This window comes from Curtobacterium sp. MCSS17_016, assembly GCF_003234255.2.
Lineage (GTDB): Bacteria > Actinomycetota > Actinomycetes > Actinomycetales > Microbacteriaceae > Curtobacterium > Curtobacterium flaccumfaciens.
In genome coordinates this window covers 3607155-3627972 of record NZ_CP126254.1, presented here as the reverse complement: position 1 = coordinate 3627972, position 20818 = coordinate 3607155, and the positions used below count along the sequence as shown (strand labels likewise).

At 68.5% G+C, this 20818-nt stretch carries 23 protein-coding genes; all 23 read left to right on the top strand.

All coding sequences use genetic code 11. The features are described from left to right. Positions 1-92 precede the first annotated feature (92 nt). The 23 genes from DEJ19_RS17085 (at position 93) to rpsS (ending at position 20815) form a co-directional block, all read left to right on the top strand. Positions 93-515, top strand: a complete 423-nt coding sequence (locus DEJ19_RS17085) for a type II secretion system protein (RefSeq protein WP_284176571.1) — start codon at positions 93-95, stop codon at positions 513-515. A gap of 88 nt (positions 516-603) precedes the next feature. Continuing rightward, on the top strand, positions 604-1947 hold the full coding sequence (locus tag DEJ19_RS17080) for a carboxypeptidase-like regulatory domain-containing protein (RefSeq protein ID WP_111094812.1): 1344 nt from the start codon (positions 604-606) through the stop codon (positions 1945-1947). After that, positions 1947-2600, top strand: coding sequence for a PilW family protein (locus tag DEJ19_RS17075; protein WP_111232645.1), 654 nt, complete (start codon positions 1947-1949; stop codon positions 2598-2600). Before DEJ19_RS17080 ends, DEJ19_RS17075 begins: the two co-directional genes overlap by 1 nt. Continuing rightward, positions 2597-4465, top strand: coding sequence for a hypothetical protein (locus tag DEJ19_RS17070; RefSeq protein ID WP_146250613.1), 1869 nt, complete (start codon positions 2597-2599; stop codon positions 4463-4465). The genes DEJ19_RS17075 and DEJ19_RS17070 overlap by 4 nt, the downstream gene beginning before the upstream one ends. Continuing rightward, positions 4462-5325, top strand: a complete 864-nt coding sequence (locus DEJ19_RS17065; RefSeq protein WP_375334575.1) for a prepilin peptidase — start codon at positions 4462-4464, stop codon at positions 5323-5325. The genes DEJ19_RS17070 and DEJ19_RS17065 overlap by 4 nt, the downstream gene beginning before the upstream one ends. 59 nt (positions 5326-5384) lie before the next feature. Beyond that, positions 5385-6437, top strand: coding sequence for a type IV pilus assembly protein PilM (gene pilM, locus DEJ19_RS17060; RefSeq protein ID WP_110893921.1), 1053 nt, complete (start codon positions 5385-5387; stop codon positions 6435-6437). Further along, positions 6434-7210, top strand: coding sequence for a PilN family protein (locus tag DEJ19_RS17055; protein WP_111094816.1), 777 nt, complete (start codon positions 6434-6436; stop codon positions 7208-7210). The genes pilM and DEJ19_RS17055 overlap by 4 nt, the downstream gene beginning before the upstream one ends. A 1-nt stretch (position 7211) precedes the next feature. Further along, complete coding sequence (locus DEJ19_RS17050) at positions 7212-7946, top strand: hypothetical protein (RefSeq protein WP_111232647.1); 735 nt, start codon at positions 7212-7214, stop codon at positions 7944-7946. A 176-nt stretch (positions 7947-8122) separates the two neighbouring features. Further along, the gene (locus tag DEJ19_RS17045; RefSeq protein ID WP_146250614.1) at positions 8123-8752 is read left to right on the top strand and encodes a CBU_0592 family membrane protein; all 630 of its coding nucleotides are present in this window, start codon (positions 8123-8125) and stop codon (positions 8750-8752) included. 27 nt (positions 8753-8779) lie between these two features. Next, on the top strand, positions 8780-9295 hold the full coding sequence (locus DEJ19_RS17040) for a DUF6121 family protein (protein WP_111102626.1): 516 nt from the start codon (positions 8780-8782) through the stop codon (positions 9293-9295). Positions 9296-9332: 37 nt separating this feature from the next. Then, on the top strand, positions 9333-10535 hold the full coding sequence (locus DEJ19_RS17035) for a hypothetical protein (protein ID WP_146250615.1): 1203 nt from the start codon (positions 9333-9335) through the stop codon (positions 10533-10535). A gap of 228 nt (positions 10536-10763) precedes the next feature. Then, complete coding sequence (rpsL, locus tag DEJ19_RS17030) at positions 10764-11132, top strand: 30S ribosomal protein S12 (protein WP_017885540.1); 369 nt, start codon at positions 10764-10766, stop codon at positions 11130-11132. Positions 11133-11137: 5 nt separating this feature from the next. Then, complete coding sequence (gene rpsG, locus DEJ19_RS17025; protein WP_017885539.1) at positions 11138-11608, top strand: 30S ribosomal protein S7; 471 nt, start codon at positions 11138-11140, stop codon at positions 11606-11608. Between the two features lie 87 nt (positions 11609-11695). Then, positions 11696-13813, top strand: a complete 2118-nt coding sequence (gene fusA, locus DEJ19_RS17020) for an elongation factor G (RefSeq protein WP_027466735.1) — start codon at positions 11696-11698, stop codon at positions 13811-13813. A 147-nt stretch (positions 13814-13960) separates the two neighbouring features. Continuing rightward, entirely contained in the window at positions 13961-15148 is a 1188-nt protein-coding gene (tuf, locus tag DEJ19_RS17015; RefSeq protein WP_027466734.1) for an elongation factor Tu, read from the top strand. Between the two features lie 173 nt (positions 15149-15321). After that, positions 15322-16299 (top strand): DNA topoisomerase IB, encoded by a 978-nt coding sequence (locus DEJ19_RS17010; protein ID WP_027466733.1) that lies wholly within the window; start codon positions 15322-15324, stop codon positions 16297-16299. A gap of 80 nt (positions 16300-16379) precedes the next feature. Further along, positions 16380-17207, top strand: coding sequence for a DarT ssDNA thymidine ADP-ribosyltransferase family protein (locus DEJ19_RS17005; RefSeq protein ID WP_084741336.1), 828 nt, complete (start codon positions 16380-16382; stop codon positions 17205-17207). A 521-nt stretch (positions 17208-17728) separates the two neighbouring features. Next, the gene (gene rpsJ / locus DEJ19_RS17000) at positions 17729-18037 is read left to right on the top strand and encodes a 30S ribosomal protein S10 (protein WP_017885534.1); all 309 of its coding nucleotides are present in this window, start codon (positions 17729-17731) and stop codon (positions 18035-18037) included. Positions 18038-18049: 12 nt separating this feature from the next. Further along, a complete protein-coding gene (gene rplC / locus DEJ19_RS16995) occupies positions 18050-18706 on the top strand; it encodes a 50S ribosomal protein L3 (protein WP_027466731.1) in 657 nt (218 codons plus the stop codon). A gap of 2 nt (positions 18707-18708) precedes the next feature. Further along, complete coding sequence (rplD, locus tag DEJ19_RS16990; RefSeq protein ID WP_027466730.1) at positions 18709-19368, top strand: 50S ribosomal protein L4; 660 nt, start codon at positions 18709-18711, stop codon at positions 19366-19368. Beyond that, the gene (rplW, locus tag DEJ19_RS16985; RefSeq protein WP_027466729.1) at positions 19365-19664 is read left to right on the top strand and encodes a 50S ribosomal protein L23; all 300 of its coding nucleotides are present in this window, start codon (positions 19365-19367) and stop codon (positions 19662-19664) included. Before rplD ends, rplW begins: the two co-directional genes overlap by 4 nt. An 18-nt stretch (positions 19665-19682) precedes the next feature. Next, entirely contained in the window at positions 19683-20522 is an 840-nt protein-coding gene (rplB, locus tag DEJ19_RS16980) for a 50S ribosomal protein L2 (protein ID WP_027466728.1), read from the top strand. An 11-nt stretch (positions 20523-20533) separates the two neighbouring features. Beyond that, positions 20534-20815 carry a 30S ribosomal protein S19 gene (rpsS, locus tag DEJ19_RS16975; protein WP_017885529.1) on the top strand — a complete coding sequence of 94 codons (282 nt, stop codon included), beginning with the start codon at positions 20534-20536 and terminating at the stop codon, positions 20813-20815. Positions 20816-20818: the final 3 nt, after the last annotated feature.

Below are 20818 nucleotides of genomic sequence, written 5' to 3'. Positions count from 1 at the left end.
GCCGCTCGATGTGCCCCCAATACGCTGATCTGCGGCGGCCGAGCAAGCCCCGAACCTATTTCCCCGACATTCCCCGCAGAATGGAAACAACCATGTACTTCGCTCTCATGGGCCAGCTCGACGCTCGCCGCAAGGGTCTCCTGAAGGACGGCGAGAAGGGCTTCACGCTCATCGAGCTCCTCGTCGTCGTCATCATCATTGGCATCCTCGCCGCGATCGCCATCCCGGTGTACATCGGCGTGCAGAACAACGCGAAGGACTCGGCAGTCAAGTCGGACGTCACCAACGCGAAGACCGCCGTGGTGAGCATCGCGACGTCCGGCACCGGCGCCTTCCCGGACACTGCCGACCTCACCACCACGGACTACAAGAACGCCGGGGCGACCAAGAGCTCGAACACCACCGCCATCACGTACAAGAAGACCACCGACGGTTTCTGCATCCAGGGCACGAGCTCGACCAGCAAGACCTTCGTCGCCAACGAGACCGACGGCGTGAAGGCCGGTACCTGCTGACACTCGCTGTGAACTCTGTGGGCGCCGCCTCGTCGAGGCCGGCGCCCACACGAGCATCGGAACGACCACTCCATCCAGAAGGGACGCCATGATCTCGCGCATCGCCGAGCGACTGCGTTCCGCACGTGAGAGCGAGGAAGGCTTCACGATCATCGAGGTGATGGTCGCGATGACGATCTTCGCCCTGATCGCCGCCGGGATCGCCGCGGGCATCGCCGCCTCGCTGGTGCTGTCGAAGGACACCCGTGCTCGAGAGGTCGCGTCGACGATCGCGATGGAGGACATCGACGACCTCCGGGACACCCCGAGCATCTTCAACGTGAAGAGCGGCACCGCCACCAAGCAGGTCGGCAACCAGGTCTTCGACCTGACCCGGAAGGTCTCGTGGACCCGGTCGTCCGGCGCGGCCACCGCCTGCGGCACGGGCGACGGCAGCCTGTCGTACAAGGCCGTGACGGTCACGGTTCGTTGGAGAACCAGCGCTGCAGCGTCCGGGACCCAGCAAGTCGAGATGTCGAGCGCCATCGCTCCACTCACGAACATCAACTCGGACACCACGGGCTCGATCCTCGTCGGCGTGACGAACGCGAACGGTATCGGCGTCTCCGGGATCGTGCCGACCGTGAGCGGTGGCCCCGCCGGGGTCACGTTCCCGGCGACGGACGCGGAGGGCTGCACCTACGTGGCCGGTGTTCCGCCGGGGACCTACAAGGTGTCGGTCGCCCGCACCGGGTACATCGACTCGACCCAACAGCCGAGTCCGTCGTCGCAGTCGGTGACGGTGTCGGTCGGGAGCTCCGGTGCCGCTGCCTTCACCTTCGACAAGGTGACGACCTACTCGTTCAAGTACGTGACCTCGCCGGCGTCGTCCGCGATTCTGCCGACGAACCTGCCCTTGTCGATCACCAACGGGACGTCGGGCACGACCGTGTTGGACCCCGCCCCGACGAGCGCGGCCCTGTTCCCGTTCCCCTCGGGGTACCAGGCGGTCGCGGGGCTGTACTCCGCTGACGTGTCGTCCGACGCCGCAGCGACCTGCCTGGGCCCGGAACCAGGTGCCTGGACGACCGCCAACAAGGCCGGCAAGAAGGGGACGGCGACGGAGTTCAAGGACGCGACCGGGCCGATCCCGATCAGCATGGGCGCGATCACGCTCGCCAAGCCGGACAAGGCGCTCTTCATCACCGCGAAGACCACCACAGCCGTGAACGGCGATCCCGGCTGCGCGAAGGGGATGACCCTGAGCTTCCCGAAGCCGACGTCGGACAGCATGACGATCGCCCTGCCGTGGGGAACCTGGAAGCTGTTCACGGGCGGCACCGCGGGCGCGGCGACGACGCCGCTCGCGCTCACCGCCACCAACACCGCGATGGTCAGCAACGGTGCCGTCACCGGTGGCGTCGTCCTCGTCGACCCGAGGCCGGCCAGCTGATGCGCGTGCTCCTCCGTCGTCTGCGTGGCGACCAACGCGGGATCACGCTCGTGGAGCTCCTCGTCGCCATGCTCGTGACGTCGCTGCTGCTCACCCTGGTCGGGAGCTTCTTCGTGTCGATCTCGAAGGCGCAGCGCACAGTGTCCTCGGTCAACGACAGCACCCGACAGGGAACCACGTCGATGACGCAGCTCAGCCGGTACCTGCGTGAGGCCTCGCGGTGGCAGGTGAGCAAGACGGTCAGTGCGCCCGCGTTCGTGAGCGCCACGGGCAGGAGCGTGCAGTTCTACTCGGGTGTCGACCTGTCGAGCGCACGGGCCGGGCTCACCAAGGTGACGGTCGACGTCGTGTCGAACCGGCTGCGCATGCAGCTGCAGCGGGGCGACTGCCCGGCCGGCGGGTACTGCACGTTCACCGGCGCCACCCGGACGCTGTGGCTCGCCGACGTGATCCGGGCAGGCACGCTCTTCTCGTACGTCAACGCCGACAACGGCCCCGTGTCCGCGCCGGCGAATGCCACCTACGACACGATCCGGTCCGTCCGCGTGGCGATGACCGTGGGGTCGACCGGCGGCGTGACCGTCAACGACAGCACGTTCCAGGCCACCATCAACCTGCGCAACCTCGACTACGGCGCAGCCACGGAGTCATGATGCTCATCCGGATCCTCCGAGGCCTGCGCGCCCGAGACGACGAACGCGGGGTCGCCCTCGCGGCCGTCATCGGGATCGGTGCAGTGCTCATGATCGTGCTGTCCCTCGTCGTCGCCACCGCGACGAGCGGTGCGACGAAAGCGACGACCGACACGAACTACAACAAGGCGATCGCGGCCGCGTACGCGGGGCTCTCCGACTACCAGGGCCGCCTCGCAGCCGACAACGCCTACGTCAAGTACGGCGTGCGCACCGCGTTCTCGTCGACGAGCACCTACACGGCAGATCCGGCGAACAAGGCCTTCGGCACCGCGAAGGACGGGTCCTGGGCGAACGTGGTCGGGAGCACCGACCAGTCCTACCGGTACGAGGTCGACAACTCCGACTACTCGACGACCGGCAAGGTCCGCCTGCGCGTGACGGGGAAGGCCGGTGCCACGACGAGGACCATCGTCGTGGACCTCCGCGGCGACGGCTTCGTCAACTACCTGTACTTCACGAACTACGAGTCCCAGGACCCGAGCCTGACGAACGCCGGCTGCGTCTCGAACCACCGCAACGACGACGACTGGAGCTCCAGCAGCAGCTGTGAAGCCGTCACGTTCGCCAGCGGTGACGTCCTCGACGGGCCGGTCCGGTCGAACGACGTCATCACCGCCTGCGGAGCGACGTTCAACTCGAGCGTGCAGGACACGGGGCCCGCCGACTTCTTCTACACGAGCAAGGCGACGACCATCGACTCCGCCTGCCGCTCGTCCACGAAGTTCATCGGCGGGAAGATCAAGAACGTCGGGACGCTCCCCATGCCGAGCACCAACGCGAACATGAAGCAGGAGGCACGGACCGACATCCCCGAGAAGGTGGCGAAGCCCGGGTGCCTCTACACCGGTCCGACGTCCATCACCTTCCTCGCGGGGGGCAAGATGCGCGTGGTCTCACCGTGGACCATCTCCACACAGGTCAAGGGCAACGCCAACGGCAGCGCCATCGCACCGGGCCCGGGGAACGACGCCCTGTGCGGCTCGGTCGCTGCCCTCCGGGGAACCGGTGCCGTCGTCCCCACCCTGCCCGCGAACCTGGTCTACGTGCAGAGCGTGCCGTCGACGGTCGGTGACCCGAACTACTGGGCGTCCAGCGCCACACCGTCCGGCACGGTCAACGGGACCGTGAACGCGGGTTCGCCGGTCTACTGCCAGCAGACGGTCAAGTCGGGGACCTCGACGAGTTCGGACTACGGCAACGGCCTGGGGTACCCGCTCAACGGCGAGTTCACCGGAACGCGCGGGGATGCCGGGTACTACGGGTGCCGCAGCGGTGATGCCTTCGTGTCCGGATCCTTCGGCGGACAGATGACCCTCGCCGCAGAGAATTTCCTTTACGTGACCGGGAACATCGTCTACCAGAACGGCCGGACCTCCGACGACATGCTCGGGCTCGTCGGGCAGAAGGCGGTCTCCGTCTACAACCCCGTGTCGTGCTCGAGCTACTCCGGCTGGTCGAACACGGTCTGCAACACGGGCAGCAGCTCCTACTCGACGAACACGGCGCCGACCAAGAACATCGAGATCGACGCGGCCATCGCCAGCAACCTCGGCACGTTCAACGTCCAGAACAGCCAGTACGGGTCGAACCTCGGCATCCTCACGATCTACGGATCGATCGCCCAGCAGTTCCGCGGCTCGGTCCGCACCTCGTACGGCAACGGCCTGCTGACGGGGTACGCGAAGGCGTACTCGTACGACAGCAGACTCAAGTCCTCGGCCCCGCCCAAGTTCCTGCAGCCGGTCTCGACCACCTACGGTGTGACGACCGAGACCGAGTCCGCGACGGCCTTCCGCGCCGACGGCACCCCGACGGGGAAGTGACCGTGGCTTCCTTCGCCTCGGTGGCGCCCCTCGTCGCCGCGCTGGTCGGTGTGCTCGGTCTCGCGATCGGGTCGTTCCTGAACGTCGTCGTGTACCGGGTGCCCGCGGGCATGTCCGTCGTCGCGCCGGCCAGCTCCTGCCCCGGATGCAGTCACGCGATCCGAGGTCGCGACAACGTGCCCGTGATCTCATGGCTCGTCCTGCGCGCCCGGTGCCGCGACTGCGGCGCGCCCATCTCGGCCCGGTACCCGCTCGTCGAAGCCGCCACGGGCCTCCTGTTCGTCGCGGTGACGCTGCTCTCGGTACTCGCACCGTGGTCGCCGCTGGCGGCGCCGGACGGCGTCCCCGGAACGATCCACGCTGCGATCCTGCTCGTCGCACTCCTGTACCTGATGGCGATCAGCATCTCGTTGACGCTCATCGACCTCGACACCCACACGTTGCCGAACCGGATCGTGCTGCCGGCCTACGTCGTGCTGCCCGTGCTCCTGCTGGCGGCGTCGGCGGCGTCCGGGGACTGGGGCGCCGCGCTCCGGGGCCTCATCGGCCTGGTCGTCCTCGGCGGCGTCTACCTCGTGCTCGCGCTGGCGGTGCCCGGCGGGATGGGGCTCGGTGACGTGAAGCTCGCCGGCGTGCTCGGCCTCGTGCTGGCGTACCTCGGATGGGGACCCCTCGCAGTGGGTTCTTTCGCGGCGTTCCTGCTCGGAGGTACCTTCGCAGTCGTCCTCCTGGTCGTGCGCCGGGCGGGCCGTCGCAGCGGGATCCCGTTCGGCCCCTGGATGCTCGCGGGTGCCTGGCTCGGCATCGCCGTCGGTGCCCCCGCATGGGACGGCTACCTGCGCCTCCTCGGACTCGCCTGACGCCTCGTCGCGCGCTGACCCACCAGACCGACCCGAAGACGGTCACGGAAGGACCACCCATGTCGAAGAGCATCGTGGGCGTCGACATCGGCGCCGCCGCGATCCGTGCTGTCGAGGTCCAGGACGCCGACAAGCCGAGACCGACGATCCTGCGGTTCGCCGAGGTGCCCGTGCCCCCGGGCGCGACGAAGCAGGGGGAGGTGCTCGAGCCGAACACCGTCGCGGGTGCGCTCCGACAGCTCTGGTCGCTCGGGCGCTTCCGCTCGAAGGACGTCGTGCTCGGCATGGGCAACCAGCGAGTGCTGTCGCGCGACCTGACGGTCCCGAAGGCCCCCATCGCGCAGATCCGTGAATCGTTGCCCTTCCAGGTGCAGGACATGCTCCCGGTGCCCGTGGGCGACGCCATCCTCGACTTCTACCCGACCAGCGAGGAGACGGGGGAGAACGGCCCCACCGTGAGCGGTCTCCTCGTCGCCGCGGTGAAGGACGCCGTGCTCGCCAACGTCCGCGCGGTGCAGAACGCCGGGCTCAAGCCGGTCGGTGTCGACCTCATCCCGTTCGCCCTGGCACGTGTCCTCGCGCCGGCGAACCGGTCGGGCACCGTGGCCATCGTCGAGTGCGGCGGCAACACGACGACCGTCGTCATCGTCACCGACGGCGTCCCGAAGTTCGTCCGTATCGTGCCGACCGGCGGCGATGACATCACGCGGCTCCTCGCCGGCCGGCTGACGATCGACGAGGGAGCGGCCGAAGCCGTCAAGCGCCACCTGGGCATGGATCCGGAGCGGGCGCGGACCGGCGACGATGCGCTCGCGGTCGCGGCGGTCCGCGAGACGATGGGCGAACTGCTCTCGAGTCTCCGCAACACCGTCAACTACTTCGTCAACACCCACCCTGCCGAGCCCGTGGGCGAGATCCTGCTCTGCGGCGCTGCAGCTGCGCTCCCCGGTTTCGCCGCAGCGCTCTCGGAGTTCACCCGGACGCCCGTCCGGTTCGGGGCACCGTTCGCGAACGTCGCGCTCGCGAAGTCCATCCGCGTCGAGGACCTGCACGCGCACGGCGCATCGATCGCCGTGGCATGGGGACTCGCCGCGGGAGGGAAGGCAGCATGAGCCAGTCGACCAAGTCGAAGCCCTCGCGCTCTGGACGGAGTCGCCGCCGAGGAGCGGCGCCCGACCCCGCACTGCGCGTCGCCGCCGAGACCGCGGAGCGAGTCAAACGTCAGCGTCGGACCACCCCCAGCGAGATCGTCGTCGGGGGCCGCCCCAGCGTCGATCTGCTGCCCACCGAGGTCCTCGCCGACCGACGCAGCAGCCGTGTCGTCCGTCGGATGTGGGCGGGCGTCGTCCTCGTGGCGATCGTGGTCGGGATCGCGACCGCCGGAGCCAGCCTCCTGTCCAGCCAGGCCCACGACGACCTGACCCACGCGCAGGACGAGACCCTGTCGCTCCTGCAGCAGCAGGCGAACTACCGCGAGGTCCGGGACACGGAGGCCGGTACTGCGCTGCGTGAAGCCGCGCAGTCCGTCGGCGGGGCCACGGAGATCGCCTGGCAGCCGTACCTCGCTTCGCTGAAGGCGTCGCTCCCGGCGGGAGTCGAGATCACCGGCGTCGCGATCGACTCGGCCACGCCGCTGGAGACCTACGCGCAGGCCGACACCCCGCTCCAGGGGCAGAGGGTCGCGACCCTGACCATCGACGCGCAGAGCCCGACGCTGCCGTCCGTTCCGTCGTGGCTCGATGCCGTCAAGGGGCTCAAGGGCTTCGTCGACGCGACCGCGAACTCGGTCACGCTCGACCCGACGACGGCCACGTACACGGTGAACATGACGATCCACGTCGACCAGGCCGCCTTCGACGGCAAGTACCAGGACAAGGGCGAGTGAGATGACCCGCAACCGACTCAACATGCTCCTCGCCGTCGTGGCGATGGTCGTGGTGGCACTCGCCGGGTTCTTCCTCGGCGTGCAGCCACATCTCGCACAGGCCGCGAGTGACCGTACCGACCAGGTGTCGGTGGACGCGACGAACCGGACGACGGCGGCGGAACTCGCCCGGCTCAAGGACCGCGCGAAATCCCTGCCGGCGATGAAGGCGGAACTCGCGGAGCTCACCACCTCGGTGCCGTCGAGTGCGAACATGTCCTCCTTCTACGGTGCTGTCGACAGCGTCGCGGCCCGGGCGGGTGTGAAGGTGTCCGCGATCACGACGTCGGACGCTGTGGCGTACACCGCTCCCGTCGCAGCCTCGACTGCCGCGGGCACCGAGGACTCGTCGGCCTCAGCGACGGACGAGGCGACGGATGAGGCGCCGGACGAGGCGACGCCCGAGCCGACCGCCGCATCCACCGGCGCCGCGACGGCGCCGGTGACCGACCCGGCGATCTCGGCCGCGAACTTCTCGGCCATCCCCGTCTCCGTGTCGATCGACGGGTCGTTCGACCAGGCCCTGTCCTTCGTCGGGGGCATGCAGGACGGCGCTCGACTCTTCCTGGTCACCACGGTGTCGTCCTCCATCTCGCAGGACTCGACCGACCCGGCCGCGGCGGCTGCGACGACGTGGACGTTCGGTGGCTACGTGTACGTCCTGACCGCCGACTCGGACACGGCCGCGAAGGGCTGACCAGACCCCCGCGGACTGGGGTCGGCCGCGCCACGCCGACCCCACTTTCGCGACACCCGTCGTTGTGATTACGATGCACCAGACGCCGTGATCGCGGCTGCTCATCCCCTCTCGAACGGTCGGCTCGAACCGGCCGTTCCTCGTCGTGCCCGGAGTCGCGCGTGTTGGTCGGAATCGTGGAATTCCTCGGTTGGTTCGGCGCAGTAACCGTTCTAGCCGGTTACATCTTGTTCTCCACCGGCAAGATCCCGAACGGCCCGCTCTACCAGCTGTTCAACCTCGTCGGCGGCCTCGCGGTGGCCATCAACGTCGCCGCGCACCACGCCGTCCCCTCGACCATCGTCAACGGGATCTGGGCGATCGTCGCCGTCGTCGTCCTGGTGAAGATGGGCCGAGCGCGCCGCGCGGCGAAGCGCGACGGATCCGTGTCCACCGAGCCGCCGGTCCTGCACGCTGAACCGGCCGCGACCACGGGGGTGCTGCCGGTCATCGGCCCGGCGCTGCGTGACCACGAGCCGGAGGGCAGCGCCGAGGCGGACGCCGCCACGGGCCTCCAGTCCGACGTCCCGACGGACGAGACGGACGAGACGGACGAGACGGACGAGACGGACGAGACGGCCGCGACGGACGAGACGGCCGCGACGATGCCGGATTCCGCGCCCGCGCCCGCCCCCATGACGGAGACCGTCCCGATCATCACGGCGACGATCGCGCTCGCCCTGGTCGCCGCAGCGCAGGAGCAGTCCGACCGGGCGGACCGTCGCGAACACGCGGACGACACGGACCACGCCGAACCCGCTCACTGACCAGCCGGTCGGCGATACGATCGGCGCATGTCCCGGTGGTTGATCGCGACGATGACGTCCGTCCTCTTCATCGCGCTCGTGATCGCCGTCACGGGCTTCGAAGCCCTGCTCGCCGACGTCGAGGTCATCTCGCAGCCCGACGCCACCCCGTACCTCGGGCCCGCGATGGTGGTCGGTGGCGCGGTGGTGGTCTTCCTCGCGACCGCGGCCGGCGTGCGCGACGGCAACCCCGGGGTCACCGCGCTGGTGGCCGCGGCGACGGTCTACCTGGTCATGCTCGGCGTCGGAGCCGTGGGCTACGCGCTCGTCCGCTCGGACGCGACGGAGCTCCTCGTCTTCCCCGCGGGGTACGCCCTCGGGCCGTTCGTGGTCGGGTCCGTCGTGGTGGCGCTCCTGTCGGTGCTCGGCGGGATCACGATGGCTCGCCACCAGGCACGGACCGATGGCGGCTCGGGCGCGGCCGGGACGGCACGTCTGGACGGGCCTGACGAGCGCTCCGGGCCCGACCGGACGAACGCGGGCGAGGAACCCGCCGGACGGTAGTGTTCGCAGGGCACGACGCACACGCAACGGGGGAACGATGAGCGACCAGCACGCGCAGGATCCGGACCAGCAGGGCGGCTGGGGTGCCGTCCCGCCGGTGGCCTCGATCCGTGGGGACGGAACGTCCGGGGCAACGGCCCAGGGGTTCGGTCCGGGTCCCGGCGGAGGAGCCCCCGGATTCCCCGGGATGCCCGGGCCGGTGCCGCAGCGTCCTCGCCGGAAGCTCCGTCGCGGCCAGCTCATCGGCATCATCTCGGGCGGCACAGCGGTCGTCCTGCTGCTCGTCGCCGGTGTCGTCGGCTACTCGGTCGGTTCCTCCTCGCACTCGGCGGACCGCCCGGTGCGGGCGTTCCTCGACGACCTGACGGCCGGACGCGTGGCCGACGCCCTCGACGACGCGGGCATCGAACGCGAGAAGACCGACGTGCTCCTCGGCGAAGCCGCCTACGCGAAGGCATCGGACAAGGTCACCGGCTACCGCGTCGCCGCGACGCGGACGGACGGCGACACCGCGACGGTCCGCGCGTACCTGCGCCAGGGCGGGCAGGACGTCGCTGCGACCTTCACGCTGGACAAGACCGGGACGGACTGGGGTGTGTTCCCGATCTGGGAGCTGCAGGCCCCCGAGCTCGGATCGGTCGCCGTCGCCGTGCGGGGGCCGTCCGGTGCGGCGGTCACCGTCGCCGGCCGGAACGTGAAGACCGCGAAGGACGGCACGGTGAGTCTCCGCGCGCTGCCCGGCACGTACGACGTCGCCTTCGACGGTGGCAAGTGGACCACGGCCCGAGGGGGATCGGCGAGCGTCAGCGGGTTCGGTCGGTCGACCTCGACCCCGGTGCAGATGACCACGACCCTGACCACCGCCGGGCAGCAGGCCGCCAAGCGGGCGGTGGACGACTGGGTGGACGGCTGCATCGCCTCCACCGACGCCGCCCCCGCCGGGTGCAGCTTCTACGCGTACGGGCAGAACCCCGCGTACACGTACTCGAACCAGAAGTGGACGCTCGAGACGCGGCCGACGGTCCGGGTCGGCAGCTGGACGACGAACGGCTGGTTGATCACGACGACGGCGCCCGGCCGGGCGAAGTACACGGCCGACATCTCGGGCGCTGCCGGCACCGGAACGGCGTCCGCGGGGCCGCTCAACGTGAACGCGAGCGGGTACGTCACCGGCTTCTCGAGCGACGGCGCCACGTTCCGCTCGGCGGTGGGCAACGGGTCGTCCGACACCGGCTCATGACGGTGTCGGATGCCGGGGTGACCCGGATTGATTTCGTCCCGTTACGCGGGTAGTCTCTACCGGGTGTGCGCCCTCGGGCGCGCCCGAAAAGTCCGGCGAGCGGGATCGCCCAGCCGGGCCACTCCGTCCCCCACTCGAACACCCGCCGTCCGGCGGTGCTCAGCGTGGGACGAGGAAGCCGGCGGAACGCGCCGGCCAGAGAGCACGAGCGAAGAACCAGGAGAACAGTTGCCTACTATTCAGCAGCTGGTTCGCAAGGGTCGTACGCCGAAGGTCACCAAGACCAAGGCGCCCGCCCTGAAGGCGAACCCCCAGCAGCGTGGTGTGTGCACCCGCGTCTACACCACCACCCCCAAGAAGCCGAACTCGGCACTGCGCAAGGTCGCTCGTGTCAAGCTCTCGAACGGCACCGAGGTCACGGCCTACATCCCGGGTGAGGGCCACAACCTCCAGGAGCACTCGATGGTGCTCGTCCGCGGCGGTCGTGTGAAGGACCTCCCGGGTGTGCGGTACAAGATCATCCGTGGCGCCCTGGACACCCAGGCAGTCAAGAACCGTAAGCAGGCTCGTAGCCGCTACGGCGCGAAGAAGGGTTGAGTTAGATGCCTCGTAAGGGTCCCGCCCCCAAGCGTCCCGTCGTCGCCGACCCGGTCTACGGTGCGCCGATCGTCAGCCAGCTCGTCAACAAGATCCTGCTCGACGGCAAGAAGGGCCTCGCCGAGCGCATCGTCTACGGTGCACTCGAGGGCGTTTCCGCCAAGAACCAGCAGGATGCCGTCGTGACGCTGAAGAAGGCGCTCGACAACGTCCGTCCGACCCTCGAGGTCCGTAGCCGCCGTGTCGGTGGCTCGACCTACCAGGTCCCGGTCGAGGTCAAGCCGCACCGCGCGAACACCCTCGCGCTCCGTTGGCTCACCTCGTACGCCAAGGCCCGTCGCGAGAAGACGATGACCGAGCGTCTCATGAACGAGATCCTCGACGCGTCGAACGGTCTCGGTGCCGCGGTCAAGCGCCGCGAGGACACGCACAAGATGGCCGAGTCGAACAAGGCCTTCGCCCACTACCGCTGGTAGTCCCGGCACCGTCCGGGCGCCGGTGGTCAAGAACCCCGGCGCCCGGACGGCCGCCAACCTCTCCTACAACTCTTCCGGAGGAACCCTGTGGCACAGGACGTGCTCACCGACCTGAACAAGGTCCGCAACATCGGCATCATGGCGCACATCGATGCCGGCAAGACCACGACGACCGAGCGCATCCTGTTCTACACGGGCATCACGCACAAGATCGGTGAGGTCCACGACGGCGCTGCCACGATGGACTGGATGGCGCAGGAGCAGGAGCGCGGCATCACGATCACGTCGGCCGCGACGACCTGCTTCTGGGACAACAACCAGATCAACATCATCGACACCCCCGGTCACGTGGACTTCACGGTCGAGGTGGAGCGCTCGCTCCGCGTCCTCGACGGTGCGGTCGCCGTCTTCGACGGCAAGGAGGGCGTCGAGCCCCAGTCCGAGACCGTCTGGCGTCAGGCCGACAAGTACGACGTCCCGCGTATCTGCTTCGTCAACAAGATGGACAAGCTGGGCGCCGACTTCTACTACACCGTCGACACCATCGTGAACCGCCTCGGCGCGGAGCCCCTCGTGCTCCAGCTGCCGATCGGCTCCGAGAGCTCGTTCGAAGGCGTCGTCGACCTCGTCCAGATGCGTGCACTCACCTGGCGCGGCGACGCCAAGGGTGACGTCGCGATGGGCGCGAAGTACGAGATCGAAGAGATCCCGGCTGACCTGCAGGACCGTGCCGCCGAGTACCGCGAGAAGCTCATCGAGCGCGTGGCCGAGGCGGACGACGTCCTCATGGAGCGCTACCTCGAGGGCGACACCGACTTCTCGGTCGCCGAGATCAAGGCAGCCATCCGTGCCCTCACGGTGAGCAGCACGCTCTACCCGGTCCTCTGCGGTTCCGCGTTCAAGAACCGTGGTGTCCAGCCGATGCTCGACGCCGTCATCGACTACCTCCCGTCCCCGCTCGACGTGCCGCCGATGATCGGCCACGACGTCAAGGACGAGGAGAAGGAGATCATCCGCAAGCCCGACGCGTCGGAGCCGTTCTCGGCCCTCGCGTTCAAGGTCGCGGTGCACCCGTTCTTCGGTCGTCTGACCTACGTGCGCGTCTACTCCGGCTCGATCGAGTCCGGTGCCCAGGTCATCAACTCGACCAAGGGCAAGAAGGAGCGCATCGGCAAGATCTTCCAGATGCACTCCAACAAGGAGAACCCGGTCGCCAACGTGACCGCTGGCCACATCTACGCGGTCATCGGCCTCAAGGACACCACCACCGGTGACACCCTGTGCGACCCGACCAACCAGGTCGTCCTCGAGTCGATGACGTTCCCGGAGCCGGTCATCGAGGTCGCCATCGAGCCGAACACGAAGGCCGACCAGGAGAAGCTCTCCACGGCCATCCAGAAGCTCGCCGAAGAGGACCCGACGTTCCGCGTCGAGCTCAACGCCGAGACCGGTCAGACGACGATCAAGGGCATGGGCGAGCTCCACCTCGACATCCTCGTCGACCGCATGAAGCGTGAGTTCCACGTCGAGGCGAGCGTCGGCAAGCCCCAGGTGGCCTACCGCGAGACGCTCACCAAGATCGTCGAGCGCTACGACTACACCCACAAGAAGCAGACCGGTGGTTCCGGCCAGTTCGCGAAGGTGCAGATCGCGCTCGAGCCGATGGAGGTCACGAGCGAGAAGGTCTACGAGTTCGTCAACGCGACCTCCGGTGGCCGTGTCCCGCGCGAGTACATCCCGTCGGTCGACGCCGGTATCCAGGACGCCATGCAGGTCGGCATCCTCGCGGGCTACCCGACGGTCGGCGTGAAGGCCATCCTCAAGGACGGCGCGGCGCACGACGTCGACTCGTCCGAGATGGCGTTCAAGATCGCCGGCTCGATCGCCTACAAGGAAGCGGCTCGCAAGGCCGGTCCGGCGATCCTCGAGCCGATCATGGCCGTCGAGGTCCGTACTCCTGAGGAGTACATGGGCGACGTCATCGGTGACCTGAACTCCCGTCGTGGCCAGATCGCCTCGATGGAGGACGCCTCGGGCGTCAAGGTGGTCCGCGCGAGCGTGCCGCTGTCCGAGATGTTCGGCTACGTCGGCGACCTGCGGTCGAAGACCTCTGGTCGTGCGGTCTACTCGATGACCTTCGAGACCTACAGCCAGGTCCCGGCCAAGGTCGCCGAGGAGATCATCGCGAAGAACGCGGGGGAGTAGCGCTCAGCGCTTCTCCACAGGCGGGGGCGCCCGGCGACGGGCCCCTCGCCACCAAGTAAAGTACAGACACACACCGCGCACCAACGGTCCCGAGCCCATCCAGGGCCGGCCGGGGGTGACGCTTCCGAGTCCTGAGGAGGACCCACAGTGGCCAAGGCCAAGTTCGAGCGCACCAAGCCGCACGTCAACATCGGAACCATCGGTCACGTCGACCACGGCAAGACCACGCTCACGGCGGCGATCACCAAGGTTCTGCACGACCAGTACCCGGACCTCAACGAGGCCCGCGACTTCGCGCAGATCGACAACGCTCCCGAGGAGCGCCAGCGCGGCATCACGATCAACATCTCGCACGTCGAGTACCAGACCGAGAAGCGTCACTACGCGCACGTCGACGCCCCCGGTCACGCCGACTACGTGAAGAACATGATCACGGGTGCGGCACAGATGGACGGCGCGATCCTCGTGGTCGCCGCCACCGACGGCCCGATGCCCCAGACGCGTGAGCACGTCCTGCTCGCCCGCCAGGTCGGCGTCCCCTACATCGTCGTCGCACTGAACAAGTCCGACATGGTGGACGACGAGGAGATCCTGGAGCTCGTCGAGCTCGAGGTCCGCGAGCTCCTCGGCTCGCAGCAGTTCGACGAGGACGCCCCCGTCGTGCAGGTCTCGGCGCTCAAGGCGCTCGAGGGCGACGAGAAGTGGGTCAAGTCGGTCCAGGACCTCATGGCCCAGGTCGACGAGCACGTGCCGGACCCGGTGCGCGCCACCGACCAGCCGTTCCTGATGCCGATCGAGGACGTCTTCACGATCACCGGTCGTGGCACGGTCGTCACCGGTCGCGTCGAGCGTGGCACGCTCAACCTGAACGCCGAGGTCGAGATCGTCGGCATCCGCGCGACGCAGAAGACCACCGTCACGGGCATCGAGATGTTCCGCAAGCTGCTCGACCAGGCGGTCGCCGGTGACAACACCGGTCTGCTCATCCGTGGCCTCAAGCGTGAGGACGTGGAGCGCGGCCAGGTCGTCGTGAAGCCGGGTTCGGTCACGCCGCACACCGAGTTCCAGGCGAACGCGTACATCCTGACCAAGGACGAGGGTGGGCGTCACAACCCGTTCTACGCGAACTACCGCCCGCAGTTCTACTTCCGCACCACGGACGTCACCGGCGTCATCACGCTGCCCGAGGGCACCGAGATGGTCATGCCCGGTGACACCGTCGCCATGACGGTCGAGCTGATCCAGCCGATCGCCATGGAAGAGGGCCTCCGTTTCGCCATCCGTGAGGGTGGTCGTACGGTCGGTGCCGGTACGGTCGAGAAGATCATCAAGTAACTCCGGTTCCTTGCGACAGCGGGGTCGGGCCTTCGGGCCCGGCCCCGCTTCGTCGTACGCGGCCTCTGGCGGGCCGTACAGAGCGCCGGACAGGAGGCCCGGGGCGGCGCCCGCCACGGGCCTCCTGTCCGCCCCGTGACCCGTCACAGGCGTCACGGAGTTGGCTCGACCGCGTGACCCGCCTCCGCAGATCCGCGACCTCCGGTCGCGGCTACCACCGCGTCCGTTCCGGACGCGGTTTCTCGTTCCGCGACCCCGACGGCAACACCGTGACGGACCCGGACGAGCGCCGTCGACTCGAGGAGTTCGTGATCCCGCCGGCGTGGGACGACGTCTGGATCTCCCCGTACGAGAACGGCCACATCCTGGCGACGGGCACGGACGGTGCGGGGCGCCGCCAGTACATGTACCACCCGTCCTGGCGCGAACGGATGGACCGGATCAAGTACGACCGGGCGCTGGCACTGGCCGAGTCGTTGCCGGTCGCCCGCCGCGGTGTCACGCAGGACCTCCGTCGCCCCGAGCCGGACCGCCGCCGTGCGCTGGCCGCAGCGTTCCGCATGCTCGACCAGGGGTCCCTCCGGGTCGGGTCCGAGCGGTACGCCACCGAGCACGGCAGTCGGGGGCTGTCCACGCTGCTGTGCGCGCACGCCCACGTGTCGGGCGACGACATCGAGCTCGACTTCCCCGGCAAGAGCGGGCAGGAGTGGTCGTCGTCGATCCACGACCACGACCTGGCGCGGGTCATCGCCGGCATGAAGCGTCGCGGGCCCAACGCGCGGTTGCTCTCGTTCCGCGAGCGTCGCGGTGCGGAGTGGGAGCCGCTCTCCGCCGAGGACATCAACGCCTACGTGAAGGAACGTGCGGGCGACGAGTTCACCGCGAAGGACTTCCGGACCCTGCACGGGACGGTCGCGGCCGCGGTCGACCTGGCGAAGACCGGACCGCAGTCGTCCCAGGCCAAGCGGAAGAAGGCCGTCTCGCACGCCGTGAAGGCCGCCAGCGACGAGCTCGGCAACACCCCGACGGTGTGCCGACAGAGCTACATCGACCCCCGGTTGCTCGACGCGTACGACCACGGGGAGACCATCGATCCGAACCGCCTGGCGTCCGCCGAGGCCGAGGTCCGGGCACTGCTCTACCGACAATGACCCGGGGGCCGTCCGGATGACGTAGCGTTGGTCGACGTGCCGGACCACCCCCACACGGCACGGAAGGACCCACAACAGTCGTGACCGACGAGTGCATCCACGGATTCCCCACCGAGCTCTGCGACATCTGCGCACCCCGGCAGCGCGAGGCGTCGGAGATCCCAGCCACCCCGGCCCCCCGCCGGACCCGCATCACCACCAACCTGCGCGTCGACCCGCCGGCCTCCGGCCCCGGGACGTCGCTCCGGTCGCCGACGTCGCTCCGTTCGTCGTCCGCCGACCTGCCCGAGGCACGTGAGTTCGCAGCGCTCCGCGCCCACCACGTGACCCACATCGACAACCTCGACGGCATCGTCGGTGCCGGGGCGATCCTGGCGTCCGACCAGGCCGAGCCGGTCGTGGACGTCAGTTCCGCCGACACCCGCGCCGCCCGCGCCGAGGCCGAGGCGCCCGACGGCTCCTCGATCGCCGGTCACGTGCCGTTCACGCTGTCGCCCGACGCCACCCGCTGGGACGAGCTCCGCACGGGCGCCGAGGGCGAGCGCTGGTCGGACGCCGCCCGCCGCACCCGGGCGATCGACTACGTCGTCCTCGTCGTGCCGGTCTCCGCGTTCGGTGCCTCGGTGATCGTCGCCGACCAGGACGCCGACGCCGACGACGTCCGGTTCGCCGTCGGTCCCGACGCCGGCACGAACCTGATCCGTCGCACCGACTTCACGGACCCGGAGATGCACGGCCTCGAGCTGCTCGCCGGTCCGAGTGTGCCGTTCACGTCGGTCGCGGTCATCGGCGTGCCGAACGACAAGGCCCGGCAGACCGTCCGCGCCGTGCTCGCCGACCACGGTGGACACGCTCCGCGAGTGGCCGTCTTCCCGCCGTGGTTCGTGCCCCCGGTGACCGCCGAGTGACGGTCTCCTGACCCGTGTCGACGCACCCTCCGGACCCCGTCCGGAGGGTGCGTCGCGTTGCGGGGCCGAGCCGGGCCTCCAGGCCGTCCGATCCGCGTGGATCCGGGCAAGCGAGCCCGCGGGACACGCCCGGTAATTCGCGACACGCCCGGGTTGCACGTGGGCCGGGGCTATGCGAGACTTGTCCGGTTCCGAATTCCCCGTGGGTGTACGCCCACAGGATCACTGCTCTGGCAGTGCACAACCCCCTTGTTCAGCAGGGCTGGGTTGGGCCGCAGGCAGCAGAACACGACTCCCCGAAGGGTGACGGACGCGGTGTACCACTGCTGCGCCCGGAGCACGAGGCAGTCGATTGCCCACGCTGGACGGCCACGGTCGCCCGCGAGGTTGACAGGTGAACAGCGGTCATCCCCAGTGGATGCGGCCGGTTGGTTCAGGAAAACAGCACGGTCCGCAGGAATGCGGAACCGAGCGGCGTCAGGCGGCCAGAGGGTGCGCGGCGCAGAGAGGACAAGAGACACATGGCGGGACAGAAGATCCGCATCCGGCTCAAGTCGTATGACCACGAGGTCATCGACACGTCGGCCCGGAAGATCGTCGACACGGTGACCCGTGCCGGTGCAACCGTGGTCGGCCCGGTGCCGCTCCCCACCGAGAAGAACGTGATCGCAGTGATCCGTTCCCCTCACAAGTACAAGGACTCGCGCGAGCACTTCGAGAAGCGCACGCACAAGCGGGTCATCGACATCGTCGACCCGACGCCGAAGGCCGTGGACTCGCTCATGCGACTCGACCTGCCGGCAGACGTCAACATCGAGATCAAGCTGTAAGGGGGCTGACCAATGGCGAACTCAACCAAGACCGTCAAGGGCCTCCTCGGCAAGAAGCTCGGGATGACCCAGGTGTGGGACGAGAACAACAAGTTCATCCCCGTCACCGTCATCGAGGTCGGCCCGAACGTGGTCACCCAGATCCGCAACGCTGAGCGCGACGGCTACGAGGCGATCCAGATCGCCGCCGGTGCCATCGACCCGCGCAAGGTCAACAAGCCGGCCGCTGGCCACTTCGAGGCCGCTGGCGTGACCCCGCGTCGCACCCTCACCGAGATCCGTACCAACGACTCCGCTGAGTACACGCTCGGCCAGGAGCTCACCGTGGACGGCACGTTCACGGCGGGCCAGAAGGTCGACGTCGTCGGTACCTCCAAGGGCAAGGGCTTCGCCGGTGTCATGAAGCGCCACGGCTTCCACGGCGTCGGCGCCTCGCACGGTGCGCACCGCAACCACCGCAAGCCCGGCTCGATCGGTGCTTCCTCGACCCCGTCGCGCGTCTTCAAGGGCATGCGCATGGCTGGTCGTATGGGTGGCGACCGCGTGACCGTCCTCAACCTCACGGTGCACGCCGTCGACGCCGAGAAGGGTCTGCTGCTCGTCAAGGGCGCCGTCCCCGGTGCTCGTGGCCGCTCCGTCTTCGTCCGCACCGCCGTGAAGGGTAAGTGATCATGGCCACCACGACCGCAACCACGATCGACGTCCTCGACGCATCGGGTGCCAAGTCCGGCACCGTCGAGCTCCCCGCAGCTCTCTTCGACGTCGAGACCAACGTCCCGCTGATCCACCAGGTCGTCACCGCGCAGCTCGCAGCCGCGCGTCAGGGCACCCACAAGACCAAGAACCGTGGCGAAGTCCGCGGTGCCGGTCGCAAGCCGTTCAAGCAGAAGGGCACCGGCCGCGCCCGTCAGGGTTCCGTCCGTGCTCCGGAGCACACCGGCGGTGGCGTCGTCCACGGACCGACCCCGCGCGACTACTCGCAGCGCACCCCGAAGAAGATGATCGCCGCTGCTCTGCTCGGCTCGCTCTCGGACCGCGCCCGCGGTGGCCGCATCTCCGCTGTGGAGGGCTTCGTCGCGGCTGAACTGCCGTCGACCAAGACCGCCCGCACGCTCCTCGAGAAGGTCGCGCCCGTCAAGAACGTGCTCGTCGTGCTCGAGACGGACGACGAGCTGACGCTCAAGTCGATCCGCAACCTGTCGAACGTCCACGCGCTCTCGTACGGCCAGCTCAACGCCTACGACGTGCTGCGTTCGGACGCCGTCGTCTTCAGCAAGAGCGCCCTCGACGCCTTCATCGCGTCGAAGACCGCGAAGGAGATCACCGCATGAGCGGCTTCAACAAGGACCCGCGCGACGTCATCATCTCGCCGGTCGTCTCGGAGAAGAGCTACGCGCTCATCGACCAGGGCAAGTACACGTTCATCGTGGACCCCCGCTCGAACAAGACCGAGATCAAGCTCGCCATCGAGAAGATCTTCGACGTCAAGGTCGCGAGCATCAACACGCTGAACCGCCCGGGCAAGACCCGTCGCACCAAGTTCGGTCTCGGCAAGCGCAAGGACACCAAGCGCGCCATCGTGACGCTCAAGTCCGGTTCGATCGACATCTTCACGGCTGTCGGCTGAGGACCAGAGGGATAAATCATGGCTATTCGTAACTACAAGCCGACGACCCCCGGTCGTCGCGGCTCGTCGGTCGCCGACTTCGCTGAGATCACCCGTTCGACTCCGGAGAAGTCACTGCTTCGTCCGCTGCCGAAGACCGGTGGTCGCAACAGCTCCGGCCGTATCACCACGCGTCACATCGGTGGTGGCCACAAGCGCCAGTACCGCGTGATCGACTTCCGTCGCTCCGACAAGGACGGCGTCGACGCCAAGGTCGCGCACATCGAGTACGACCCCAACCGCACTGCGCGCATCGCGCTCCTGCACTACGTGGACGGCACGAAGCGGTACATCATCGCGCCGAACAAGCTGAAGCAGGGCGACGTCATCGAGCAGGGCCCCGGCGCCGACATCAAGCCCGGCAACAACCTGCCGCTGCGCAACATCCCCGTGGGTACCGTCGTGCACGCCATCGAGCTCCGCCCCGGTGGCGGCGCCAAGATGGCTCGCTCCGCCGGCGCCTCGGTGCGTCTCGTCGCCAAGGACGGCCCCTACGCGCAGCTCCGTCTGCCGTCGGGCGAGGTCCGCAACGTCGACGCACGCTGCCGCGCCACCATCGGCGAGGTCGGCAACGCCGAGCAGTCGAACATCAACTGGGGCAAGGCCGGCCGCATGCGCTGGAAGGGCGTCCGCCCGACCGTCCGTGGTGTCGCCATGAACCCGGTCGACCACCCGCACGGTGGTGGTGAGGGCAAGACGTCCGGTGGTCGTCACCCGGTCAGCCCCTGGGGTCAGTCCGAGGGCCGTACGCGCAAGCCGAACAAGCCGAGCGACAAGCTCATCGTCCGTCGCCGTAACGCCGGCAAGAAGCGCAAGTAGGAGTTCAGAAGATGCCACGCAGTCTGAAGAAGGGCCCCTTCGTCGACGAGCACCTGCTCCGCAAGGTCGTCACGCAGAACGAGGCCAACACCAAGAACGTGATCCGTACGTGGTCGCGTCGGTCGATGATCGTCCCGAACATGCTCGGGCACACGATCGCCGTCCACGACGGCCGCAAGCACATCCCGGTGTTCGTCACCGAGTCGATGGTCGGTCACAAGCTCGGCGAGTTCGCGCCGACCCGCACCTTCCGTGGTCACGTGAAGGACGACAAGAAGGGCCGTCGCCGCTGAGGC

Coding starts and splice junctions, on each gene's coding strand:
- DEJ19_RS17085 (WP_284176571.1), top strand. CDS start 93: ATGTACTTCGCTCTCATGGGCCAGCTCGACGCTCGCCGCAAGGGTCTC.
- DEJ19_RS17080 (WP_111094812.1), top strand. CDS start 604: ATGATCTCGCGCATCGCCGAGCGACTGCGTTCCGCACGTGAGAGCGAG.
- DEJ19_RS17075 (WP_111232645.1), top strand. CDS start 1,947: ATGCGCGTGCTCCTCCGTCGTCTGCGTGGCGACCAACGCGGGATCACG.
- DEJ19_RS17070 (WP_146250613.1), top strand. CDS start 2,597: ATGATGCTCATCCGGATCCTCCGAGGCCTGCGCGCCCGAGACGACGAA.
- pilM (WP_110893921.1), top strand. CDS start 5,385: ATGTCGAAGAGCATCGTGGGCGTCGACATCGGCGCCGCCGCGATCCGT.
- DEJ19_RS17055 (WP_111094816.1), top strand. CDS start 6,434: ATGAGCCAGTCGACCAAGTCGAAGCCCTCGCGCTCTGGACGGAGTCGC.
- DEJ19_RS17050 (WP_111232647.1), top strand. CDS start 7,212: ATGACCCGCAACCGACTCAACATGCTCCTCGCCGTCGTGGCGATGGTC.
- DEJ19_RS17040 (WP_111102626.1), top strand. CDS start 8,780: ATGTCCCGGTGGTTGATCGCGACGATGACGTCCGTCCTCTTCATCGCG.
- DEJ19_RS17035 (WP_146250615.1), top strand. CDS start 9,333: ATGAGCGACCAGCACGCGCAGGATCCGGACCAGCAGGGCGGCTGGGGT.
- rpsG (WP_017885539.1), top strand. CDS start 11,138: ATGCCTCGTAAGGGTCCCGCCCCCAAGCGTCCCGTCGTCGCCGACCCG.
- rpsJ (WP_017885534.1), top strand. CDS start 17,729: ATGGCGGGACAGAAGATCCGCATCCGGCTCAAGTCGTATGACCACGAG.
- rplC (WP_027466731.1), top strand. CDS start 18,050: ATGGCGAACTCAACCAAGACCGTCAAGGGCCTCCTCGGCAAGAAGCTC.
- rplD (WP_027466730.1), top strand. CDS start 18,709: ATGGCCACCACGACCGCAACCACGATCGACGTCCTCGACGCATCGGGT.
- rplW (WP_027466729.1), top strand. CDS start 19,365: ATGAGCGGCTTCAACAAGGACCCGCGCGACGTCATCATCTCGCCGGTC.
- rplB (WP_027466728.1), top strand. CDS start 19,683: ATGGCTATTCGTAACTACAAGCCGACGACCCCCGGTCGTCGCGGCTCG.
- rpsS (WP_017885529.1), top strand. CDS start 20,534: ATGCCACGCAGTCTGAAGAAGGGCCCCTTCGTCGACGAGCACCTGCTC.